This window comes from Paenibacillus sp. JT31N7, from assembly GCF_059692095.1.
The window spans coordinates 1,013,185-1,034,605 of the sequence record NZ_JCAUAT010000001.1 but is presented as its reverse complement, the minus strand read 5'-3'; the positions used below and the strand labels follow the sequence as shown (position 1 = coordinate 1,034,605).

17 protein-coding genes are annotated in these 21,421 nt (G+C 54.2%); 12 read left to right on the top strand and 5 right to left on the bottom strand.

What is annotated here, in order from left to right:
- Nucleotides 1-22: 22 nt before the first annotated feature.
- The 3 genes from AC58P5_RS04545 (at nt 23) to AC58P5_RS04535 (ending at nt 6,696) form a co-directional block, all read left to right on the top strand.
- Nucleotides 23-2,263: a heavy metal translocating P-type ATPase gene (locus AC58P5_RS04545; RefSeq protein ID WP_497384850.1), complete on the top strand. Its 2,241-nt coding sequence runs from the start codon at nt 23-25 to the stop codon at nt 2,261-2,263.
- 248 nt (nt 2,264-2,511) lie between these two features.
- Nucleotides 2,512-5,862, top strand: a complete 3,351-nt coding sequence (locus AC58P5_RS04540; protein WP_497384848.1) for a DEAD/DEAH box helicase — start codon at nt 2,512-2,514, stop codon at nt 5,860-5,862.
- A 45-nt stretch (nt 5,863-5,907) separates the two neighbouring features.
- Nucleotides 5,908-6,696 carry a MerR family transcriptional regulator gene (locus tag AC58P5_RS04535; RefSeq protein ID WP_497384847.1) on the top strand — a complete coding sequence of 263 codons (789 nt, stop codon included), beginning with the start codon at nt 5,908-5,910 and terminating at the stop codon, nt 6,694-6,696.
- A gap of 148 nt (nt 6,697-6,844) precedes the next feature.
- Here the strand turns inward: AC58P5_RS04535 and AC58P5_RS04530 are convergent, their stop codons facing one another.
- The 3 genes from AC58P5_RS04530 to AC58P5_RS04520 form a co-directional block, all read right to left on the bottom strand.
- Nucleotides 6,845-8,053, bottom strand: a complete 1,209-nt coding sequence (locus AC58P5_RS04530; RefSeq protein WP_497384846.1) for a DUF2812 domain-containing protein — start codon at nt 8,051-8,053, stop codon at nt 6,845-6,847.
- Nucleotides 8,050-8,379 carry a PadR family transcriptional regulator gene (locus AC58P5_RS04525; RefSeq protein WP_497386026.1) on the bottom strand — a complete coding sequence of 110 codons (330 nt, stop codon included), beginning with the start codon at nt 8,377-8,379 and terminating at the stop codon, nt 8,050-8,052. The genes AC58P5_RS04530 and AC58P5_RS04525 overlap by 4 nt, the downstream gene beginning before the upstream one ends.
- Nucleotides 8,380-8,821: 442 nt before the next feature.
- The gene (locus AC58P5_RS04520) at nt 8,822-9,424 is read right to left on the bottom strand and encodes a nitroreductase family protein (protein WP_497384845.1); all 603 of its coding nucleotides are present in this window, start codon (nt 9,422-9,424) and stop codon (nt 8,822-8,824) included.
- A gap of 323 nt (nt 9,425-9,747) precedes the next feature.
- Here AC58P5_RS04520 and AC58P5_RS04515 point away from each other — a divergent pair, with 323 nt between their 5' ends.
- The 9 genes from AC58P5_RS04515 to AC58P5_RS04475 all read left to right on the top strand — a co-directional run bounded on the left by AC58P5_RS04515 (nt 9,748) and on the right by AC58P5_RS04475 (nt 18,953).
- Nucleotides 9,748-9,915, top strand: a complete 168-nt coding sequence (locus AC58P5_RS04515; protein WP_497384843.1) for a hypothetical protein — start codon at nt 9,748-9,750, stop codon at nt 9,913-9,915.
- A gap of 264 nt (nt 9,916-10,179) precedes the next feature.
- Entirely contained in the window at nt 10,180-10,875 is a 696-nt protein-coding gene (locus AC58P5_RS04510) for a response regulator transcription factor (protein ID WP_497384842.1), read from the top strand.
- Nucleotides 10,866-12,266, top strand: coding sequence for a sensor histidine kinase (locus AC58P5_RS04505; protein WP_497384840.1), 1,401 nt, complete (start codon nt 10,866-10,868; stop codon nt 12,264-12,266). The genes AC58P5_RS04510 and AC58P5_RS04505 overlap by 10 nt, the downstream gene beginning before the upstream one ends.
- Before the next feature lie 148 nt (nt 12,267-12,414).
- A complete protein-coding gene (locus AC58P5_RS04500) occupies nt 12,415-13,410 on the top strand; it encodes a YncE family protein (protein ID WP_497384839.1) in 996 nt (331 codons plus the stop codon).
- Between the two features lie 30 nt (nt 13,411-13,440).
- Nucleotides 13,441-14,463, top strand: coding sequence for a hypothetical protein (locus AC58P5_RS04495; protein WP_497384838.1), 1,023 nt, complete (start codon nt 13,441-13,443; stop codon nt 14,461-14,463).
- 22 nt (nt 14,464-14,485) lie between these two features.
- A complete protein-coding gene (locus AC58P5_RS04490; protein ID WP_497384837.1) occupies nt 14,486-15,505 on the top strand; it encodes an S-layer homology domain-containing protein in 1,020 nt (339 codons plus the stop codon).
- Nucleotides 15,506-15,662: 157 nt separating this feature from the next.
- On the top strand, nt 15,663-16,355 hold the full coding sequence (locus AC58P5_RS04485) for a response regulator (protein ID WP_497386025.1): 693 nt from the start codon (nt 15,663-15,665) through the stop codon (nt 16,353-16,355).
- A complete protein-coding gene (locus tag AC58P5_RS04480; RefSeq protein WP_497384836.1) occupies nt 16,352-17,482 on the top strand; it encodes a sensor histidine kinase in 1,131 nt (376 codons plus the stop codon). Before AC58P5_RS04485 ends, AC58P5_RS04480 begins: the two co-directional genes overlap by 4 nt.
- Before the next feature lie 109 nt (nt 17,483-17,591).
- Nucleotides 17,592-18,953: a cell wall-binding repeat-containing protein gene (locus AC58P5_RS04475; RefSeq protein WP_497384835.1), complete on the top strand. Its 1,362-nt coding sequence runs from the start codon at nt 17,592-17,594 to the stop codon at nt 18,951-18,953.
- An 82-nt stretch (nt 18,954-19,035) separates the two neighbouring features.
- Here the strand turns inward: AC58P5_RS04475 and AC58P5_RS04470 are convergent, their stop codons facing one another.
- Nucleotides 19,036-19,698, bottom strand: a complete 663-nt coding sequence (locus tag AC58P5_RS04470; protein WP_497384834.1) for a Ger(x)C family spore germination C-terminal domain-containing protein — start codon at nt 19,696-19,698, stop codon at nt 19,036-19,038.
- A gap of 42 nt (nt 19,699-19,740) precedes the next feature.
- Complete coding sequence (locus AC58P5_RS04465; RefSeq protein WP_497384833.1) at nt 19,741-21,318, bottom strand: recombinase family protein; 1,578 nt, start codon at nt 21,316-21,318, stop codon at nt 19,741-19,743.
- Nucleotides 21,319-21,421: the final 103 nt, after the last annotated feature.

Below are 21,421 nucleotides of genomic sequence, written 5' to 3'. Positions count from 1 at the left end.
AGGCGGAAAGAGGTGTTTCGGAATGACAGCAGACGTGAAAGCGGCCGGGGAAGAGACAACGAAACAGGCAAACATGCAGATAGCGGGTATGACCTGTGCGGCTTGCGCCAGCCGGATCGAGAAAGGAATCGGCAAAATGCCGGGCGTCACGTCCGCGACCGTCAACTTCGCGCTTGAAACGGCGCATGTCGAGTATCAGTCCGGCGAGGTCACCCCCGCGGATATGCAGCGCAAAGTGGAGAAGCTCGGCTACAAGGCTCTCCTCAAGCAGGAGCAGGGAGACCCGGCGGTTCACCGGCAGGAGGAGCTTAAGAGGCACAAGCGCAAGCTGATTCTTTCGGCCATTCTGTCCCTGCCGCTGCTCTGGTCGATGGTCAGCCATTTTACCTTCATGTCCTGGGTCTGGCTGCCCGACTTGTTTATGAACCCGTGGTTTCAGCTTGCTCTGGCCACTCCGGTGCAGTTTTATATCGGACGCCAGTTCTATATGGGAGCTTATAAAGCTCTGCGCAACAAAAGCGCCAACATGGACGTGCTCGTGTCGCTCGGAACTTCCGCGGCTTATTTTTACAGCCTGTATCTGACCGTGGAGTGGGCGGGGCACGGCGGCAGCGTTCACGACGGGCCGGAAATGTATTACGAAACGAGTGCGGTCCTCATCACGCTCGTTCTTCTCGGCAAACTGTTCGAGTCGCTGGCCAAAGGCCGCACCTCGGAAGCGATCAAATCGCTGATGGGGCTGCAGGCGAAAACGGCGCTTGTGATCCGGGACGGGAAAGAAGCGGCGGTGCCGGTGGAAGAAGTGATCGCGGGCGATATCGTGCTGGTCAAACCCGGCGAGAAAATACCGGTGGACGGAGAAGTGCTGGAAGGCAGCTCATCGGTGGATGAGTCGATGCTGACCGGGGAGAGCCTGCCTGTCGGCAAAAAAGCCGGAGATCCGGTCATCGGGGCGACGCTCAACAAAAACGGCAGCCTGAGAATCCGGGCGACCAAAGTCGGCAAGGATACCGCCCTGGCCCAGATTATTAAAGTGGTCGAGGAGGCTCAGGGCTCCAAAGCCCCAATCCAGCGTGTGGCGGACGTCATATCCGGCATTTTCGTACCGGTTGTCGTCGGTATTGCGTTCGCGGCCTTTGTGATCTGGTATTTCTGGGTAACGCCGGGCGATTTTGCGGGAGCTCTAGAAAAAGCGATCGCCATCCTCGTGATTGCCTGCCCATGCGCGCTCGGATTGGCGACACCGACGTCGATTATGGCGGGTTCCGGACGGGCGGCGGAGCTTGGGATTCTTTTCAAGGGCGGAGAGCATTTGGAATCGACGCACGGAATCGACGCGATTATTCTGGACAAAACGGGAACCGTGACGAAAGGCAAGCCGGAGCTTACGGATGTGTTGACCGATTCGATGGATGAGAGCCGGTTCCTGGAGCTTCTGGGCGCCGCGGAGAAAAATTCGGAGCATCCTCTGGCGGAAGCGATCGTCGGCGGTATTGCGGCAAGAGGCGTCCGCGTACCGGCTTCGTCTGAATTTGAAGCCATTCCCGGCTTCGGAATCCGTGCGGTTGTGGACGGACAGGAAGTTCTGGCGGGAACGCGCAAGCTGATGATCCGCTACGAGGTGGATGCGAGGCATGCGGACGAAACGATGGCGCGGCTGGAGCAGGAAGGCAAAACGGCCATGCTCGTGGCGGTTAACCGCAGCTACGCCGGGCTTGTGGCGGTCGCCGATACGGTCAAGGAGACATCGAAAGAAGCCGTTGCCCGCCTGAAGGCAATGGGCATCGAAGTCATCATGATTACCGGCGACAACGAGCGGACCGCTCAGGCCATTGCCAGCCAGGTCGGAATCGACCAGGTAAGGGCGGAGGTACTTCCCGAAGGCAAAGCCGAAGAAGTGAAGAAGCTTCAGGCCCAAGGCAAGAAGGTGGCGATGGTCGGCGATGGCATCAACGATGCTCCGGCGCTGGCGCAGGCGGATATCGGAATGGCGATCGGCACCGGTACGGATGTCGCCATGGAGGCGGCGGACGTCACCCTGATGCGGGGCGATCTCAACTCGATCCCGGATGCGATCTATATGAGCCGCAAAACGATGGGCAACATCCGCCAGAATCTGTTCTGGGCGCTCGGCTACAACACGCTCGGCATTCCGGTCGCCGCACTGGGCCTGCTTGCCCCGTGGATCGCCGGGGCCGCCATGGCGCTCAGCTCGGTGTCCGTCGTGCTGAATGCACTGAGGCTGCAGCGGGTGAAGCTGTAACTCTTGCTCGGCATCCGGTTCGGATGCAAGATAGCTCACGTGAGAGCCATTGCCTGCCTATCCGCGTATTGGCCCGGGCCGCTCGTACGGGAGCCGTACCAAACTTGTAAAGAGCCTTTCTGAAGCGTATGAAGCTTCGGGAAGGCTCTTTCTTTTCTTTCCGGTCCTTTCTGGTATCATAAGAGGACACGACGTCCGAACCAGGACGGACAAACTAGAGATTTTTTTTGCCGGAAAGGAGTTACCGGATGAGTTCTGCATTGACACGCAAAGCGATCCAGCTGTTATGCGGCCGGACCGCTTACGATAAAGGAGAGGCGCTAAACCGCTCCGGAAAAGTTGTTTTTACCTTCCATGATCCCGTCCTGCAGAGTGTGGAGGCGACTGTGGACGACCGCGAGAGCTATCTCGTAAAAGTGAGCGTGCTGTCCGGAGGCGGCATCAACGCGGAATGCACCTGCCCGTCGCTTCCTTCTTTCAGACAATCCTGCAAGCATACGGCGGCCGTGCTGCTCAAGCTGCTTGATTCCAGCCGGACGGACAAGGATTTCCCAGGGGCGGCTCTGCTTGAACGCTCGTCCGAAGGCCGGAGTGAAAGCGCAGCCGCACCCTCCGGATTGCCGGAGTCCGCTCAAGCGGAGGAAGCTTCCCCTTATGACACCGAATTGACCAGCAGCATGCTGGGGCTTTTCGGAGGAAGCAGGCGGCCGGGGAGCACCCGGTTTACGCGGGATGAACGGGAAACGCTGGAGCTGGAAATCGTGGTCCGGCCTTTCGCCTACGGGTTCCGTAAAGTCATGTTCGCCGCCGAACTGAAAATCGGGCCGAAAAGATTATATATCGTACAAAAAATAAGAGATTTCCTGGAGCGGCTCGACCGCAGAGAAGCGTACGAATTTTCCAGAGTGTTCACGTATGAGCCGAATCTTCACGGTTTCCGGCAGGAACATGATGACGTTCTGCGCCAGCTTATCAAGATTTATCAGAACGAGAGCTTGTACCGTGAAACCGGGCATTCGTCCGGATCTTTCGCGAAGGCATTTCCGGGAGGAGAGCGGATGCTCCCCATTCCGCCGTTTTCGTGGACGACGCTGCTGCCGCTGCTCGCTCATGCACCGGGCGTCAAGCTGGAGCTTGCGGACGGAGTATACGACGGCATACGGGTTTCGGGCGAGCCGCTTCCGCTCCAGTTCGATTTTGACCGGTCGGAAACGGACGGCTACCGGTTGGACGTTCAGGGCCTGGACCGCATTACGGTGATGGAAGCGTACGGAATCGTCCTGTACCAAGGAGAACTGCTGGAGCTTCCGGCTCACCACTGCAAGCGGCTGGCGGAGCTGAAGCAGCTGATGGAGACGGCGCACCGGAACCGCCTGATCATTACGCCGGGCCAGATGGAGCCGTTCATGGAGAAAGTGGTCCCCGGACTGATGAAGCTCGGGCAGGTCCGGATCGCACCCTCCGTGTCGGACCGGATTTACCAGACGCCGCTCAAGGCGAAGCTGTACCTGGACCGGGTCAGGGACCGGCTGCTGGCCGGTCTGGAATTCCATTACGGCAATGTGGTCCTGAATCCGCTGGAGGAAGCCGGCCGGCAGCGCGGGACCGACTATATTGTGATGCGGGACACCGAGAAAGAAGAAACCATCATCCGTCTTATGGAGCAGAACTCGTTTGCCAAGACGGAAGGCGGGTATTTCTGGGACGACGAGGAAGCGGAGTATGAGTTCCTGTATCATACGGTCCCCCTGCTGGAGCGGATGCTGGATATTTATGCGACTTCGGCCGTAAAAGAAAGGCTCTATACCGGCTTCCCGCCCCAAGTTACGGTAGAAGTGGACGAGCGCACCGACTGGCTCGAGTTCAAATTCGAACTGCTGGGTCTGCCGGAAGCGGAGATCCGGAATCTGATCCGGTCCATGCAGATCAAGAGAAAGTATCACCGGCTGCCGGGCGGCTCCCTTGTTCCGCTGGAAAGCGCCGAGTTCCAGGAGATTATCGCCCTGATGAACGAGGCCGGAGCCGGGAAAGGGGACATGACGGATACGGGATTCCGTCTGCCGGTTAACCGCGGATTGCATTTGAGGGACGCGCGGGAAAGAGGCAGCTCCGTTAAACTCGGCAAGTCGTTCCGGCGTCTGCTGGAAAATATGCGTAATCCGGACAACTTGGATTTCCCTGTGCCGGAGCGGCTCTCTCCCATTCTGAGGGATTACCAGAAATTCGGTTACCAATGGATGAAAACGCTGGCCCATTACCATTTCGGCGGAATCCTGGCGGACGATATGGGGCTCGGCAAAACGATTCAGAGCATTGCCTTTCTCGTGTCCGTGCTGCCGGATATCCGGAAAAAGAAACTGCCCGCGCTGATCGTTTCCCCGGCTTCTCTGGTGTACAACTGGCTTCGCGAGCTGGAAAAATTCGCGCCGGAAATCCGCGTCGTCATCGCCGACGGAACGAAAACGCAGCGCAGCCGCGCTCTGCGCAAAGGAACGAGGGCGGATGTCGTTCTTACTTCGTACCCGCTGCTGAGGCGGGACACGGATCTTTACGCGAAAGAATCGTTCCACACGCTGATCCTCGACGAGGCGCAGATGTTTAAAAACTACACGACCCAGACCGCTCAGGCCGTCAAACAAATCCGGGCCGCCTACCGCTTCGCCCTGACCGGCACGCCGGTGGAAAACAAGCTCGAAGAGCTGTGGTCGATCTTCGACGCCGTCTTTCCGGGGCTTTTTCCGGCCCGTCAGGCGTTTAACGAGCTGTCACGGGAGGCGGTAGCCCGGAGATCCAGACCGTTTCTGCTGCGCCGCCTCAAAACCGATGTGCTCAAGGAGCTTCCGGACAAAATCGAAACCGTGCAGGCATCGGAGCTGCTGCCGGAGCAGAAGAAGCTGTATACCGCTTTTCTGGCGAAGCTCCGGCAGGAAGCGCTCAAGCATCTCCACGAAGAAAGCTTCCAGCAGAACCGCATCCGCATCCTGGCCGGGTTGACCCGGCTGCGGCAGATATGCTGCCATCCCGCTTTGTTCGTCGACGGCTACGAGGGAAGCTCGGCCAAGTTCGAGCAGCTGATGGAGATCGTGGAGGAATGCCGCAGCGCGGGCAAGCGGATGCTGATTTTCTCGCAGTTCACCGAAATGCTCGGCCTCATTTCCCGGGAACTCGGCTATGAAGGAGTGCCGCATTTTTACCTGGACGGCAAAACGAAAGGAAGCGAACGGGTAGAGCTTTGCAGCCGTTTTAACGAAGGGGAGAAAGAAGTTTTCCTCATTTCGCTGAAAGCAGGGGGAACCGGACTTAATCTGACGGGAGCGGACACCGTCATTCTGTACGATTTGTGGTGGAATCCGGCTGTCGAGCAGCAGGCTGCGGACCGTGCTTACCGGATGGGCCAGAAGAAAGTGGTGCAGGTGATCCGTCTTGTCAGCCAGGGCACAGTCGAGGAGAAAATGTTCCAGCTTCAGCAGAGAAAGCGCACGCTTATCGAGGAAGTGATCCGGCCGGGGGAAGAATCGGTGTCTACGATGACGGAGCAGGAGATCCGCGACATTTTGATGCTGGACGAAAAGATGGAAATAGGCGGAATCGGGGATTGACCCTCACGTTACGTGATCGTGTAAAGTTCATATCGAGGTGATGTTGTGGCGTATAAGGTGAAGGAAGTGGCGGATCTGGTGGGCGTGAGCATACGCACGCTTCATCATTACGACGAAATCGGCCTGCTTGTACCCGACTCGGTTAACGCCGCCGGCTACCGGCTGTATGCGGACGGGGATCTGGAACGTCTCCAGCAGATTTTGTTTTTTAAAGAAATCGGCTTTGCCCTGCAAGAGATCAAGGCGATGCTGGAGAGTCCCGATTTTGACCGTAAACGCGCGCTGATCGGACACAAAGAACTGCTTCTCCGCAAGAAGAAGCGGCTGGAAGACATCATCGACACCGTGGACAGAACGATTGCTTCTGTCAAGGGAGGTATTCCGATGAGAAAAGAACAATTATTCGAAAGTTTCGACCGGTCCCCGCTGGAAGAGCATAAGAAAAAGGTTGCCGCCGAAGCGCGCGAAAAGTACGGAAGCGCAGCGATGGATGCCGTGGAGAAACGCGCAGGTTCCTATACAAAGGAACAGTGGGCGGATATCATGGGGCAGTCCGAGCGGATTTATGCCAAAGCCGCAGCCGCAATGGCGGAAGGTCCGTCAAGCCCGCAGGCTCAGGAAGCGGCAGCGGAACTCCGGCAGTGGATTGCCGGGCATTTTTACGAGTGCACGCCGGACATTTTCCGGGGACTCGGCGACTTGTATGTCACCGACGAACGTTTTACGGCAAACATTGACCGGCACGGGACCGGACTTGCCGCTTTCCTGAAAGAAGCGATGCATATTTATTGCGACCGTCTGGAGCAGGCGGGAGAAGAACGCGCAAAGCGGTAAAATCAAAAGAGATTCGGGCCCGGTGGGGTGCCGGGTCTCTTTTTTGGCGGGATTCCCGGTAGGACGGCTGCTGTTATTTTTATTTTCTTTGGCTATCGGAGCCGGGGTACCGCCAACAAAAAGCGGAAAACTTATACCCCTCTTATAATCACAAATCGTACTTATAACGCTTACTTAGCCGCCTGTAATACAGCCAAGTTCTGATTGAGAACGAACCAAAATTTAGAATTAAGAGGACAAACAAAATCATATTTATAATCTGCATGTTATCCGGATTGTGATTGGACATCAGGTGAATATTAGCCCCAATGATAAAAATATAAGAAATGACTAAAGGAAGAAACATACAAGAATAGGTGATGGCTATGCGCCTAGCGTGTTTTAATTGATGTGACTTATCACTGTAGATTTGTGGCTGTTCCTCGTCCATTGAATATTCACGGCTCCATAAGGTCCATCTTTGAAAAGATGAGGTGGAAATAAAAGCACTCTTCCAGCCGGCATCTCTGTGAATGTCGAAGTAGCCTTCATCCGCCCTATTTTGATAATCCGCGCAATAACTTACTTTACGAGGACTTCCCATTGTAAAATAAAAAACGGTTCCTGTTTGACCAACACGATAAAGATTAAGCCCGTGTTCTTCCATTGCTTCGAGCCACTTTTCAAGCTTATCCGGAGCATACATCCATCCAAATCTTCTCTTAACAATTAGTTGACCTGAACGTCTTAACCGCTTCTCTTCATCCTTGCTTAGCCTTCTTTCAACTTGCTGCCTTCCGTGCAGTTCCTTTCGTTGTATGTTTTCTCCGATCAATCTCTTGTTTGTCTTATTAATTTTAATAACAGAATAAAGGGCAAGTACCCATAGGGCAATTCCAATGCCTATTAAACAGTAGGTTAAAATCCAAAGAGGACTTTCGACAAAATGACCAGGAACATCTTGGAAAAATATGACCGAACCGAGGATAAGATTAAATATAGCAAGGACCGTTAAATAGATTAAAACACTCGCGAAAATGTACAGGGTCGTCTTATTATGTTTGACTATACCTTCGCGTACCGGGAAGGTCTTAATTTGTTCCAGAGGCTGTTCATTCGCCGTTACATACCAGTTTCCACTCTGCGAAACCTTCACCCATCCGTCATCTAATAAAACTCTAGACAGCGAATTGGTTTGAATTTTATTGAACCCGATCCTGTACGTTCTTTTTCTCGGCTCGCCTTGCTGAAAGAAAAAATGCCGTGTTCCTCGATTTATTTTTACTAATTCATGCCCCTTTTCTGCCATAGATGAGAGCCACTCTTCGGTTTTCTGCACATCGTAGCTCCAGAACGGCCTAAATACTTTTGTAATCATAAAAAAACCTCCCCGTATTTCAGTGCATTCTGGTACAGCTCTTTAAGTCTAGCGATCTCAGCCGTGATTAATTTATGTCCAATCTCAGTCACTTCGTATACGGTTTTTCTTTCTTCGTCGGAAAATACGGTTATAATCCCGTCTTTTTGCATTTTTGTTAAAGTTCCGTATACGGTGCCTGAACCTAATCGAATTCGTGCATTCGAAATTTCTTCCACGTGTTTAACAATTCCATATCCGTGACGCGGTTCGGCTAAAGATAGGAGAATATAAAACGCCGTTTCTGTCATGGGTACATACTTTTTCAGCACTTTTTCAGTGTCCAGAATATCCACCTCCCTTGTCTTTGTACCCGTTTGACTATGTCACAGGTATATATGTCGTGTCTCGACTATATCACGACGTGACATAGTGTTCAACAATAAAATACAAAAGCAGGGAGATATCCATGATGGGAATCCACCGCTCGTACAAATAAGCAGGCAGAACACCGTAAAGTGCTGCTTGGTGTCCGTACGGTCCGCTAACGGCAAATAAATAGCCTCCGTCCCCCAGATAGAGGGAGACGGAGGCTATTTATTTGCGCCGATGCTGGCACCGGTTACCGCACGAAAAGAAAGCATGCTAAAAGCAGGACGCCCGGGCATAACGCCACGCCGGTCCAAATCGGACGTCCGAGCTTGCCGGGTGCCGCGCCTTCTTTTGAAACCGACCGGTAGGCTCGGGTTCTACGGTGCGAAGCTTCCCGCCGGAAGCGGGAGACGCCCGTTATTCGGCCGAAGCCGCGGGGCCTTCCGTGATCCAGACGGTTTTCTCCTGCACGGGGTTTCTCTTGCCGGCTTGCGGCGCAATCTGCGGGTAGCCCACGTACACGAGGGCGACCATCTCGTCCTTCTCCTGTAAGCCGAAGGCCGCTTTCATCCGGGGATGGTACATGGGATCCCCGGACCGCCAGACGGCGGCAAGCCCGAGCCCGTGCGCCGCAAGCAGCATGTTCTGCACCGCGGAGTGGGCGGCGGCGAACTCCTCCATCCGGTTCACGGCCGGATCTTCGGAGGGAGAGACGGCAACGCCGATGATGACCGGGGCGCGGTACGCCTTGCTTCCTTGCTTGGCCCGCAGCTCTTCCAGCGCTTCACCGGAAGCGCCGGAGCCTTCGGCCGCGATATCGGCATAGGCTTCGGCCAGGACGCCGCGTCCGGCTCCCGTCATGACGAAGAAGCGCCACGGCTCTGTGCAGCGGTGGCTCGGAGCCCAGTTGGCGGCTTCCAGCAGCTCCTCGATGATTTCGCGCGGAAGCGGCTCGTCTTTCACTCTTCCGATGGATCTCCGGCCGCTGATAGCTTCGGTGAGCTTCATATCCGTAGGCATGGCTGCCACCTTCCTTTTCCATTGATAAATATTCTCAATGATTTAAGCATAGGCCGGGACGACAAGGATGTCAACCGCGGGTTATTCGGGCCTAACCCGTCCAGTCGGCCGATGCTTCCGGGACCGACGTCGGGTCGTTGGATGCCGTCGGGAGCAAGGAAAGCTCATGCAGATGACCGCCGACAAGCGACGCCACGCCGCTTGTCGGAAGCTTCACGCGGTGTGAAAAGAAGACTCCACGCTCGGAGGGCTTTCCCGAATAGTATTTTTCCAAGCAGGAAAACTATAAAGAAAGCTTTTACAAGCGAAGGGAGTGCAAAACGATGACGGACAAGCATCCTAAAGGCCGCGTGGAATTCCGGCAGCCGGCGGTTAAATTGACGGCCGATCTTCCCGGCGATCCCGAAATGCGCGAACATCTGGACGAAATGAGAGAAAACGACGGGTATCCCGGGTCCTGCGGAATCCTAAACGCCCCTGAAGGGGAATAGTCTCCTCCGCTTCCGCGGAAGAAGACGATTGCATGAAGAACCTTGACTGCCTGCGGTCACGGTTTTTCTTTTTTTGCGCAAGGGTAAGCAGGTACAGCCATAAGAAGTCTCCGGTATTTCACGGGATCTTGATCCGGCGGAACGCGTTATACCTCCTTTTAATCGCATCGAGAGGCGAGTTACAAGGTTACATCTTCTTGACGTGCCGGGTCATCTTGGTCGTGTATAATGGAGAAAAGTTCGGAGTGAAATCGGAGGAACGGCATGGACTATAAAATTCTTGTAGCAGATGATGAGCAGACGATTACGAGCGCAATCGCATACGGCCTCAAACGGGAAGGGTTTATTGTGGAAACGGCCGCGGACGGAGAGGAGGCTCTGCGCAAAACGGAATCGTTCCGGCCTCACGTGTTAGTCATGGACGTCATGATGCCCCGGCTGACGGGTTTTGAAGTGTGCAGAAAGCTGGAAAGCCGCAAAAATCTCGGTATTTTGCTTCTTACCGTAAAAAACGATATTGTGGATAAAATTCTCGGGCTCGAATTGGGCGCAGACGATTATATGACGAAGCCGTTTGATTTACGGGAGCTGATTGCCCGCGTAAGAGCCTTGTGCAGACGATTGGATAAAAGCGGAAGCAACGTAGAGCTCTCCGTTTTGAAGATCGGCGAGCTGAGTCTGCACCCCGAGCAGCGGCTTGTTAGCCTGAAAGGGGAAACGCTGAATCTCACCCCCAAGGAATTCGATCTGCTTGCCCTGCTGCTGTCGAATTTAAAAAGGGCTTTCTCGCGCGAAGAATTGCTGGACCTCGTATGGGGAATGGAATACGCGGGTGGAACGCGGACAGTCGATATCCACGTACAAAGGCTGAGAACCAAGCTCGGCGAACCTTACCAGCATGTGCTGCAGACCGTATACGGAATCGGATATAAAGCCGTCGGGGAGGTTTCATGCGGATAAGCTTAAAATGGAAGTTTGCGCTGTTTATCGCCGCGCTGCTTCTGTTCGCCATCGGCGTGCTCAGCGTGCTCGTGTTGAACGGCGTACATAGTTACCAGAAAGAAGAGATGGAGAAGACGCTGAACCGGCAGGCCGAAATCGCGAATAACCGGATCTGGCAGCAGTATGTGACGGGGACGCGCTTCGATCCTGAAACGTTCATGCAGCTTCAAGGCCAGAATATGGCCGTAGAAATCGGAGCGACGAGCGGCATGAGGTTCCTTCTCTACGATAGGACGGGCGCCAAAACGGGAGATTCGCTTCCCATGGCCGAATCTCCCGACGTAAGCGGCGTGCTTTCCCATGCCCTGAACGACAAGATCGTTTACAAGATCCTGGGGGATACGGAGGATTATCTGGCTCCGGCAGGAGGTCCTGACGGACAAATCGGCGTCCTTCATTTTCAGGTGTCGCTGGCGGCCCAGAACGCGTTTTACCGGAATTTGCAAAATTCCTTTCTTATGGGGGGCAGTGCCGTCCTGCTGTTCAGTTTTGTCCTCGGTCTCCTCTATATGAACCGTCAGGCAAAGGCGATCCGGCGGCTGAAAGAAGCGGCCGACGACATCCGGATCGGGAATTTTATCGACGCCCCGCCGTTCCGGCGCGAAGACGAGCTGGGCTCGCTCAGCGGCGGCATCTACGAAATGAGCCAAGCCCTGCAGGGCAGTTTGCGGACACAGCAGCAGTTTATCAACAACATCAGCCATGAGCTGAAAACACCGCTGACTTCCATCCGCGCTTACACGGATCTGCTCCATATGTACGAGGACGACCCCGGACTCGTCCGGGAGGCGCGGGACGTGATTGACAAGGAAGCGGCGCGACTCTACGAACTGGTGGAGAAAGTACTGAAGCTGGCGGCGCTGGAAAAGTATGAATTCGAGCAGCAGCCGGAGAAAATCCGGGTCGACCGACTTCTGGAGGATCTTTCCTCCCGTATGAAAGGGAAAGCGGAAAAGTTCGGCGTGAACATTTCTCATGAACTTGTACCGGCGGAAATGTGGGCGGACCGGGAAAGCCTGATTCAGATTTTTCTTAATCTGCTCGACAATGCCATTAAATACAACGTTGAGAACGGAACCGTTCTAATTCGCGGCCGGATCACGGAACAAGGGGGAATCGAGGTCGAGTTCACCGATACGGGACTCGGAATTCCGGAAGACCGCAGAGAACGGATTTTCGAACCTTTTTATACGGTAAACAAGGACCGGGCCAGAAAGTCGGGAGGCAGCGGCCTCGGGCTGTCACTCGTCAGGCAGCTTGTAGACAAGCAGCACGGGCAAATCCGGGTCGAACATCCCGCCCATGGCGGGACGTCGTTTATCGTGACTTTTCCGGCAAGACCCCGGTGAAAAGTTTTGCCGAAACATTTACAAGTTCGAAACAAGTTGAAATCTTGCGGAAAACTTTGAGGGTTATAGTCTATGTAGAGCTTGAAAGGAGGACGTCATTCTGAAGCTCGGTAGAATCGGTAGGCGGCTTACCGTATGGGCGGGAGTGATGTTCCTGTTCGCAGCCGCCCCGGGATGCGACGAGTCGCCTTCCCCGATGGTGACCGTTGTGGAACCCCCGGCCGCAGGGAAAACCGGGGACACCGTCCTGGAGGGAATTCAGCACCTGGAACATTTCTATGCGATGGGCTGGAGCCCGCACGGCGAACTTATCGGCATCTCGGGTGCTTCCCTGGTCGGCGCTCCCCTGGAGTTCCGGAATGCTGCGGGAGATAAGATCCGCGATATGGGGATAAAAGGGGCGACAGGGGTGCGGATGGCGCCGGACGGCAAGAATGCCTGGATCTATCACCGGTATGAAGGAGCCGCGGATTTGTATAATCTGGAGACCGGCCGGACTATCCGGACCGAACCCCAGACCCGGGAGCTTGCGGGAGCGTGGGTGGACGACAAGTCGTATCTGGCTGTTCTCGCGGAGCAGAAGAGCCGGCTGGTTCAATTCGACATCGACGGCAGAATGACACCCGTAGAACACGAGAACGTGCCGTCCGGTATCGTTAGAGCCGCAATAAAATCCGGCAGGCTGTTTGTCCTGAGCGGCGACCGGGAGCTGACCGTCACGGAAACGGGGGAAGGCGGCGCCCGGGTATGGACCCGAAGCGGGGTATCCGACTTCGCTTTGTCCCCAGACGGGAAGCAGATTGCTCTGGTCAGCCGGACCGGACCCGATCAAAGCACGCTCGTACTGGCCGATGCCGCGCGGGGCGGCAGGGAAAAGACGGCGGCGAGGGGACGCCTTCTGCAGCCGCTGTCGTGGTCACCGGACGGAAGCCGGCTCGCCTTCTCCGTATTCAGCCCGGATCAGGGAATGACGGGACTTTACGTGATGGACACGGCCTCGGGCCGGATGATCCCCGTCTCGTATAAGCCTAATTTAAAAAGCGTCATTGACTGGAGCCCTGCGGGGACCTCCTTTACGGTGAGTGAATTTCTGTCCGGTGAGATTTCGGACCAATTATTCACGACCCTCTATCAATTTAAATAAAGATTCAGACACAGAGAGAGTGAAGAGAAATTGAAAGCGAACCTAGTCAAACAAACGGCGGTCTGCGCTCTGCTGACCGCATCCCTGCTCGCCGGGTGCGGAACCCAAGATCACAATGTTGAAGTGAAAGAGCCGGCCGGGCCGGACTCCGCCCAGACGGCGTCACCGAGCCCGGGGACGGCTGCAAGCGACAATGTCCTCGCCAAGCTTCAGTTGAAAATCTCCCAGGCTAAAGAAGCCAGGGAGGTCACGGCTTTCCTTGACGAAAACATGCCTAAAGCCGATAAAGCGACGGCGGACCAATTGTTTATCGAGCTTCAGAAATTTTACGACAAACATCTGCCCGGGTTGAACGCCAGTTTTACCGAAATGATGGGCCAGCCCGGTACGGCGGACAAAATGGGCGAAATCGGCTATCCCGCGGATTTCAACAAGATCGTGAACGACGATACGTTGAAGCAGTGGCTGAAAAACCAGACGGCGGCCAAGCTCCAGCTGTCCGATAGAGAGGGCAGCTATTACTGGAAAGTCGACTATGAAGCGCTGAACAAAGCCTATGCGCCGTATGTGTCGGACGATTTGAAGGAGTACCTGGCAATCCAGTCATTGGAAAACAAGACGCCTTTCCGTTCCGATGCCAGCCTGAAAATATCGCGTGACGAGCTTGGACAACGGACCCTGGCTGCGGAGAAAGTTTTGACCGCCTACCCTAAAAGTTTGAAGGCGGGAGAAATGAAAGCTCTATACAGTGAATATTTGCATGAATATATTCATGGCTACCGCTACGAGGCGATCGAAGAGCCGAGCATGAAGCTTATTCCGCTGGTGAAGCAGAGCTACGAGAAACTCGTCAAAAACAACCCGGACTCGAAGACGGCTGGCATCGTGCAAGATTACTTGGCGGTGATCACCGAGAACAAGGATGTTATTTATAACCCCGGCAAAAAAGGCGAAAGCATCATCGGCGATCCCAAACCCGGCATCGACGCTTTCTGGAAAGGGCTTGATGTCCGTATCGCCGCCGCATTTCCGGATGTGAAATCCGCTAATTGAACGAGAAAGGATGGGATAAAGGATGAAACGGATCAAAAAATGGACAACCGCACTGACAGCCGGAGGCGTTCTGCTTCTTTCGCTGAACTCGACCACGCAGGCTCACTGGCTGTTTAAAGATATCGACCAAGTCGCCTGGGCTCAGGACAGTATCATCAATGCGTACCAGATGAATGTCATCGACGGCATCGCCGATCACGAATTCGACCCGCAGAGCCAAGTTACGTGGGCGCAGTTCATCAAGATGGTCGTGATGACCGATAACCCAGCCTTTACGGCAAACGGCGCCGGAGGCGGCAGCTGGTGGCAGCCGTACTTTACGGAAGCTATGCAGAGCAAGGGCTTTATTGACGGCAGCGTGAAAAAAGAAAACATGAACAAGCCGATCTCGAGGCTTGAACTCGCCCGAATCGTCAGCCGCGTGATCGACCCGTCGCTTCGTTCCAAGCCGGTTGACGACAAAACGGCGGCGGACGTCAGCCGGATGAACGGAATTCTTCAAGGAAGAACCGATACCGACCTGGCGCTGGGCCAGAATTTAACCCGTGCCGAGGCCGCCGTCGTTATCGACCGTCTCTTCGAAAAAAACGGCAAATACGGCAAACGCCACGATACGCTTCAGGTGAAAGCGGAGAACGGCAAGTTTATCCTGAACGGGCTGGCAACGGGCGAGACGATGGATGAGGTTCACGCGCTGCTCGGGAACCCGTTCGCAACAGGCAAGGACGAAGCGGACGGCAATCCGCAGGAAACCTATAAAAATTTCGTCGTGACTTATAACGAGGGAAAAGCGAGCCGGATTACGTTTAAAGGCGCGGATAATGACCTTTTGAAAGTCAAACAGGACTTGGGCGGAGCGGCCGTTTTCCGGAATGCGGACACGACGTTCTATTATTTCCCGGTGTCCGCCGAGCTGCTGACAGCAGCGGACAGCACCGTCTATGTCCGCAAAGACAGCAAGAACTTCCCTTCCTATGTGCAGGGAAGCGAACTGAAAGCAGTGAACGAAGCGGCCAAGGCCTACGAAAAGCAGCTCCGATAACTAAAATGACGATGATGAGCCGCGTTCCTTGCGGCTTTTCTTTTTTCTGTCCATACTACAAGTAGATCTACATCATTTCTACATATTGTGCTGGTAAAGTAGAATTGGGCCCGACCGGACCTAATCCGGCAACGCTGAGTAAAGGGGGGAATCTGCCCTGAAAACGATTCTGGTAGTGGATGACGAAGAGAAAATCAGGGAAGTCATCGTATCATATCTGCAAAAAGAAGGCTTTCGTACCGCCGAAGCGGGCTGCGGCCAAGAAGCGCTGCAAACGGTCCGGCTAGGAGGCGTCGACCTGCTCGTCCTGGATTTGATGCTGCCCGATATGGACGGGGAACAGGTGTGCAGGGAAATCCGGCGGACCGACGCGCTGCCGGTGCTGATGCTTACGGCCAAAGCGTCCAAAAATAATCAGATCCACGGTCTGTCGCTGGGAGCCGACGATTATTTGACGAAGCCGTTCGATCCGCGGGAGCTTGTGGCACGCGTCAGGGCCATTCTGCGTCGTTCGGACGACAGCCAGCTGCTGGCGGACCGCATTTCTTTTCGGAACGGGCATCTGGAGATCGATTCTTTGCGGCAGGTCGTGTTTTGCGAAGGAGAGCCGGTAAGTCTGACGCCTATCGAATACAAACTTCTGATAGCGCTTGCGCGTTATCCCGGAAGAAGCTTTTCGCGGGACGAGCTTGTCGATAAAATTATGGGCTACGCTTATGACGGAGACGTACGGACCATCGATCAGCATGTGAAGAACGTCCGCCAGAAAATCGAGAAGGACCCGAAAAATCCCGTCTACATTCAGACGGTTTACGGAGCGGGGTACCGTTTCTCCGGTGAGCTCAAGTGAAGAAGAAGCTGCATGTCCGGCTTGCCGTGATGATCGTCGCGATGGCTACGGGAATTCTGATCATCTCGACTGCGACCATTCTGATCAGCACGCATTATCATATCACGATGTACATGAACCAGGCCGACGGAGCGATGCACGATATGCCCCGGCTTAATACGCATCTGGAACAGGCTATCATGCAATCGGTGCTCTGGACGTTCCTGGGCTCGATCGTGCTGGCCGCCTGCATGGGCTTCTTCGTAGCGAAGCGGGTATCGGCTCCCCTCGTGGAAATGAAGGCCGTCGCCGAGAAAATGACCGAAGGCCAGCTCGACAGCCGGACCGCCGTAGGCGGAGACGACGAGCTGGCGGAGCTCGGGCGGTCGATCAACGAGCTGGCGGAGCAGCTGCAGAAGCTGGAGAAGATCCGCATCACGATGACGGAGGATATCGCCCACGAGCTCCGCACGCCCCTGGCGAAGCTGAAAAGCCACATGAGGGCGCTGGAGGACGGTATCTGGGAGCCGACACCGGAGCGCATCCATTCGTGTTATGAAGAGATCGTCCGTCTGGCCGATCTCATTAACGAGCTGGAAGAGCTCAACGAACTGGACTCGCCGGTATTCCGGCTCAACCGGACGATAGTGTCGCTTGAAACCGTGATGGAGAAGGTCAAGGCGTTCATGTCCGCCGCCTTCCTGGAGAAGCGGATCCGATTCACCGTCGACGCCCCCCGGAGCGTGTATCTCGATGCCGACCCCGACCGGCTCACGCAAATTCTGGTCAATTTGCTCAGCAACGCTTTGACCTATACGCCGCCCGGCGGGGAGGTGGCGCTCAAAGGCCGGCGTGCGGGAGACAAGGTGCTCATTACCGTCAAAGATACCGGGCCGGGTATACGTGAAAACGATCTGCCGTATATTTTCGAGCGCTTTTACCGCGGTGACAAGTCGCGTAACCGCAGGTCCGGAGGCAGCGGGCTCGGACTTGCCATCGTCAGCAAGCTGGTGCAGGCGCACGGAGGCCGGATTTCGGCGGCCAATGAAGGGGGAGCGGTTTTCCTGATTATCCTTTCCACAGCGCAGCCGCCGCTTTCGGCAATTAAGACGCAGGTTTTGCAGGAGCCTGAATCCGGAGATGCGTAACGTTTAAAAATAAATGCCGGAGGATGCCTTGCCTACACAGGTTCTTCATAATTGATGGGTACACTGATCAATAGGACCAATCTGAATTTGTGAAGGAGGCATCCGTCAAATGAAAAAACGGATAGGTGTCGGAACGATATTCTTGACCGCATCGCTGGCTCTTACGGGCTGCTTTAACGTTCCGACCCAAAATACAGCCGGTGGAGCGGCGGCGGCTCAGCCTGTGACGGCAGCGGGCAGCGGGGGAGCTGATTCAAAGGCACCGTGGATCGCGTCCAAGAACACGACGCGCATCCATACAAGCGATCCTTACGAAGCGGCGGTGCTCACCTCGCGTACGTTGTGGATGGCGACAAGCGCCGACAATCGCCCGGGGGGCGTGGTGCTTGTCAATCCGGAGGAGTGGCAGGTCGCCTTGGCGAGCGCCGATCTGATTCATCATCCGAATAACGGGCCGGTGCTTTTCGTCAACAAGGACGGCATCCCGGATATAACCGTGCGGGAGCTGAAACGTCTGAAACCGGCCGGAGTCGAATCCAACGAAGGCGTGCAGGCCATTCTCGTCGGGAATCTGGACCCTAACGTGGAAAAACAGGCCAAGGAATTGGGCCTGAAAACGGACAAGATCACGGCGGACAACCCCGCCGCGGCGGCAAAAGCGATTGATGCTTATTACGCGAAGGTAGCGAAGGAGAATCCGCCCTCCGTTATCGTAGGCTCCAGCGAGAGCAAGGAATACACGATGCCGGCCGTCAACTGGATCTCCCATATGCCCGAGCCTCTGCTCTACGTGAGCAAGGATAAGGTTCCCCTGGAGACGATCGACGCTTTGAAAACACGGAACGGCAAGGCCAACATCTACCTGCTAGGCCCGGCCTCCGTCATTTCCGCAGCGGTCGAGAAGCAGCTCGGCGAATACGGCAAAGTCGTGCGGATAGCCGGGAAAGACCCCGTCGAGACCAGCATCGCGTTCGCCAAGTACAAGGACCCGGCAACGGGCTTCGGCTGGGGAATCACGACGCCGGGCCACAACTTCTCGCTGATCAGCAAGGAGAACCCGGATCTGGCCCTGGCTGCCGCCCCGTTCTCGCATCTCGGCAAGCACGCGCCCCTCATCTGGACAGAGAAGGACAAGCTGCCGGATTCCGTCATGGCGTACCTGATGTCCGTGCAGCCGAAGTACGACAAGTCTCCCGTAGAGGGCCCGTTCAACCACGCGTGGCTGACGGGAGACGAGCGTTCGATTTCGGCTGCGGGCCAGGGCGAGATCGATTCGATGCTCGAAATCGTCTCCAAAACAGGCGGAGGACACGGCGGCCATGGCGGCATGTCCGGTATACCGGCCGCCGGTGACCAATCCGGGACAGTCGGCGGCGATGCCGGTAAAAATTCCGGCACCGGCGGCGCAGCGGGAACGGGCTCCGGTTCCAGAAAGACCGACATGCCGGGCATGTCTCATGCGGGCCATTAAAGGAACCCGTTCCGCCGTCCGCATGAACAAGAAGAGAGAACGCTTGTGGCGTTCTCTCTTTTTTGCGCCTCGCGCTGCTGCCCTATTCCACGACCCCCGTGCGGAGCAGTTCCATGTTCAGGTGAACATCGACGGACATGGAGGACATTTTCTCATGCCAGTCGCTTTTGGTCAGCGTGCTTCCGCGAAGCGACTGGCGGTAGATCTCTCCGAAACCGACGGGATCCGTTTTTAGTTCGATCATTTTAGCGAGCACGCTTTCCATTTTCTTCGTAAATTCCTCGGTTACGAGCTTCTCGATCGTGCGCGTCACTTCGGGCTCGGTTAAATTGATCCCCGCAGAAATTTCCTCCAGAACAAATTTCAGCTTCATATTCAGCTCGTAAGCGGGCTTGCCGCGGTCCGTGATACGGATTTTTTGTTTCGAATGGACAATCCGGACGACCGTATGAATATGCTCCCGCCGGTCCTCGGTATTTTCCTTTAAATAAGGCTCCAGCTTCTTCTTGTCCAGCTTCAGCTCGAAGGTCCCGGCTTTGAACCGGTTGCGGATCAGCTTCATATAAGCGGCGTCGCTGTTGGACAGCATTCCGACAACTTTATCGGATTGGAATAATGCCGTCTTTTCAGAGGCGATGGTCTCGCCCTTCCGGATAAAAACGGGAAGGACGGCATCTTTGCCCGCGGAATAAAAATCCCGAAGAAATTCGTGGAGCGTCGGCGAAATAATTTGGCCTTCCAACACATTTTGTTTGATCGTATCATACAGATACGCTCTTATGAGATGTTACTGATTTTTTGGCAGAATCGGGTACAATTTCAGTTCAAAATTATCAATCGGCTTCCATCTACCGCCGATTTCTTTACGGTATGTTGCTTTTGCTAATACAGATCGAAGCAAATTGTTTTTATCGGCTGGATCATCTGCTTTGTCGTAGGATTCCAGAACATTTTCCAATTGAGGTATAATGTCAACTTGCGCTTCAATCCTAGCCCTCTCTTGCTGTAGTTCGTCCTGCGCGCGTTCTAAATCATTTTTAGCCATATCTATTCGTTCTGAAAGTATTTTCGACCGTTCTATAAAGTCATCAATCGAGTATACCTTTTTCTCTAGTAGGTCGTGTAAATTACCTTTCTGCCCGTTTAACTCTTCTAAATTATTTTTCGCAGCTGCTAATGCTTTTTCAAATACCTTGACCTTGACTGAGTCTTCTTTCTTGCTTTGTGGTTGTTTTTTTAACCATTGAGCCTTGTACTGTTTCAGCCATTGCTTCAGCGATAAAATTAACCTCTCTTCTACCAGATGTAGGTATGCGCCTATATTAGGACATCCTTTTGCGGTACAGAGAAGCATAGGTAAACGGCCGAGGCTGTTCCCACTCGGTGGGTTGCAAATAATAGGTCCGCCGCATATATCACATCGAATTAACCCGGCGAGTGGATTGGTTATAATGCCTCTAGGTGCCGGAGGATGACTGTTTGATTTTAAGTATTGCTGTGCTTTGGTGAAAGTCGCTTCTTCGATAATAGCTGGATGCAGACCTCTTACAGTTAGCGGCTCGCGAAGGGGTCTGCTTTTTCCTGATCTTCGTTTTATAACCGGCCGCTCTCCCCATTGAACAAAACCAATGTAAACTCTATTACGCAGTATCCGATTAATCCCGGGAACTGTCCATTTTTTTTGTTTAGCCGAAGGTATATTCTTATTATTTAGATACTGAGCGATTAGATCCGATCCCATACGTTGCTTGGGGTCTTCATGTGTATACAGGTCGTATATGAGCTTGACGATTTCAGATTCTTCTGGATGAGGAGCGAGTGTATATCCCTTCAAAAGCTTTACCCTGGTATAACCATATGGCGGTATGCTTCCGATATATTTTCCTTGTTTTATGGCCCCGACCCGCCCGCTTAACAGACGTCGTGTGATCGACTTAAATTCACGCCTAGACATAAAAAGTCCAAATTCAAAGTACTCCTCATCATCTGGATTAGTAGGGTCATATATACGCATGGGGGTAACGATCAACGTATTCGAGTACTTAAATGTTTGAGCAACTAACCCTTGGTCCATAGTGTCACCGCGGGCTAAACGCTCTACCTCAACAACAAAGACGCCCGACCATTTACCGTCTTCTACATCCGCCATTAATCGCATCATTTCTGGGCGTTCTGAAATCTTCTCCCCGGACATTGGGTTCTCTCTGTAAATTTCAGTGATAATGACACCATATCTACGCGAGAGTTCCATAATAATATTTTGATGTTTAACGTAGATATCTTCTTCCCCACGTTCTTCTAACTCTCTGTCAGCCCGGGATTTGCGCTTATAAGCACAGTATTTGCCTGGAGGTAAGCTGTACATAACGGACTCTCCTCTACATGGATGTACCTACAGTATACAAGATATGTTAGTGAGAGGGTGTTCTTATTTCTTGCGAATAAAAGCTTAAGAATACACAAAATGT

What these genes read in the sequence shown, in the direction of transcription:
- AC58P5_RS04515 (WP_497384843.1), top strand. Translation starts at nt 9,748, where the DNA reads ATGACGGACAAGCATCCTAAAGGCCGCGTGGAATTCCGGCAGCCGGCG.
- AC58P5_RS04510 (WP_497384842.1), top strand. Translation starts at nt 10,180, where the DNA reads ATGGACTATAAAATTCTTGTAGCAGATGATGAGCAGACGATTACGAGC.
- AC58P5_RS04540 (WP_497384848.1), top strand. Translation starts at nt 2,512, where the DNA reads ATGAGTTCTGCATTGACACGCAAAGCGATCCAGCTGTTATGCGGCCGG.
- AC58P5_RS04520 (WP_497384845.1), bottom strand. Translation starts at nt 9,424, where the DNA reads ATGCCTACGGATATGAAGCTCACCGAAGCTATCAGCGGCCGGAGATCC.
- AC58P5_RS04475 (WP_497384835.1), top strand. Translation starts at nt 17,592, where the DNA reads ATGAAAAAACGGATAGGTGTCGGAACGATATTCTTGACCGCATCGCTG.
- AC58P5_RS04545 (WP_497384850.1), top strand. Translation starts at nt 23, where the DNA reads ATGACAGCAGACGTGAAAGCGGCCGGGGAAGAGACAACGAAACAGGCA.
- AC58P5_RS04465 (WP_497384833.1), bottom strand. Translation starts at nt 21,318, where the DNA reads ATGTACAGCTTACCTCCAGGCAAATACTGTGCTTATAAGCGCAAATCC.
- AC58P5_RS04490 (WP_497384837.1), top strand. Translation starts at nt 14,486, where the DNA reads ATGAAACGGATCAAAAAATGGACAACCGCACTGACAGCCGGAGGCGTT.
- AC58P5_RS04500 (WP_497384839.1), top strand. Translation starts at nt 12,415, where the DNA reads ATGTTCCTGTTCGCAGCCGCCCCGGGATGCGACGAGTCGCCTTCCCCG.
- AC58P5_RS04530 (WP_497384846.1), bottom strand. Translation starts at nt 8,053, where the DNA reads ATGATTACAAAAGTATTTAGGCCGTTCTGGAGCTACGATGTGCAGAAA.
- AC58P5_RS04505 (WP_497384840.1), top strand. Translation starts at nt 10,866, where the DNA reads ATGCGGATAAGCTTAAAATGGAAGTTTGCGCTGTTTATCGCCGCGCTG.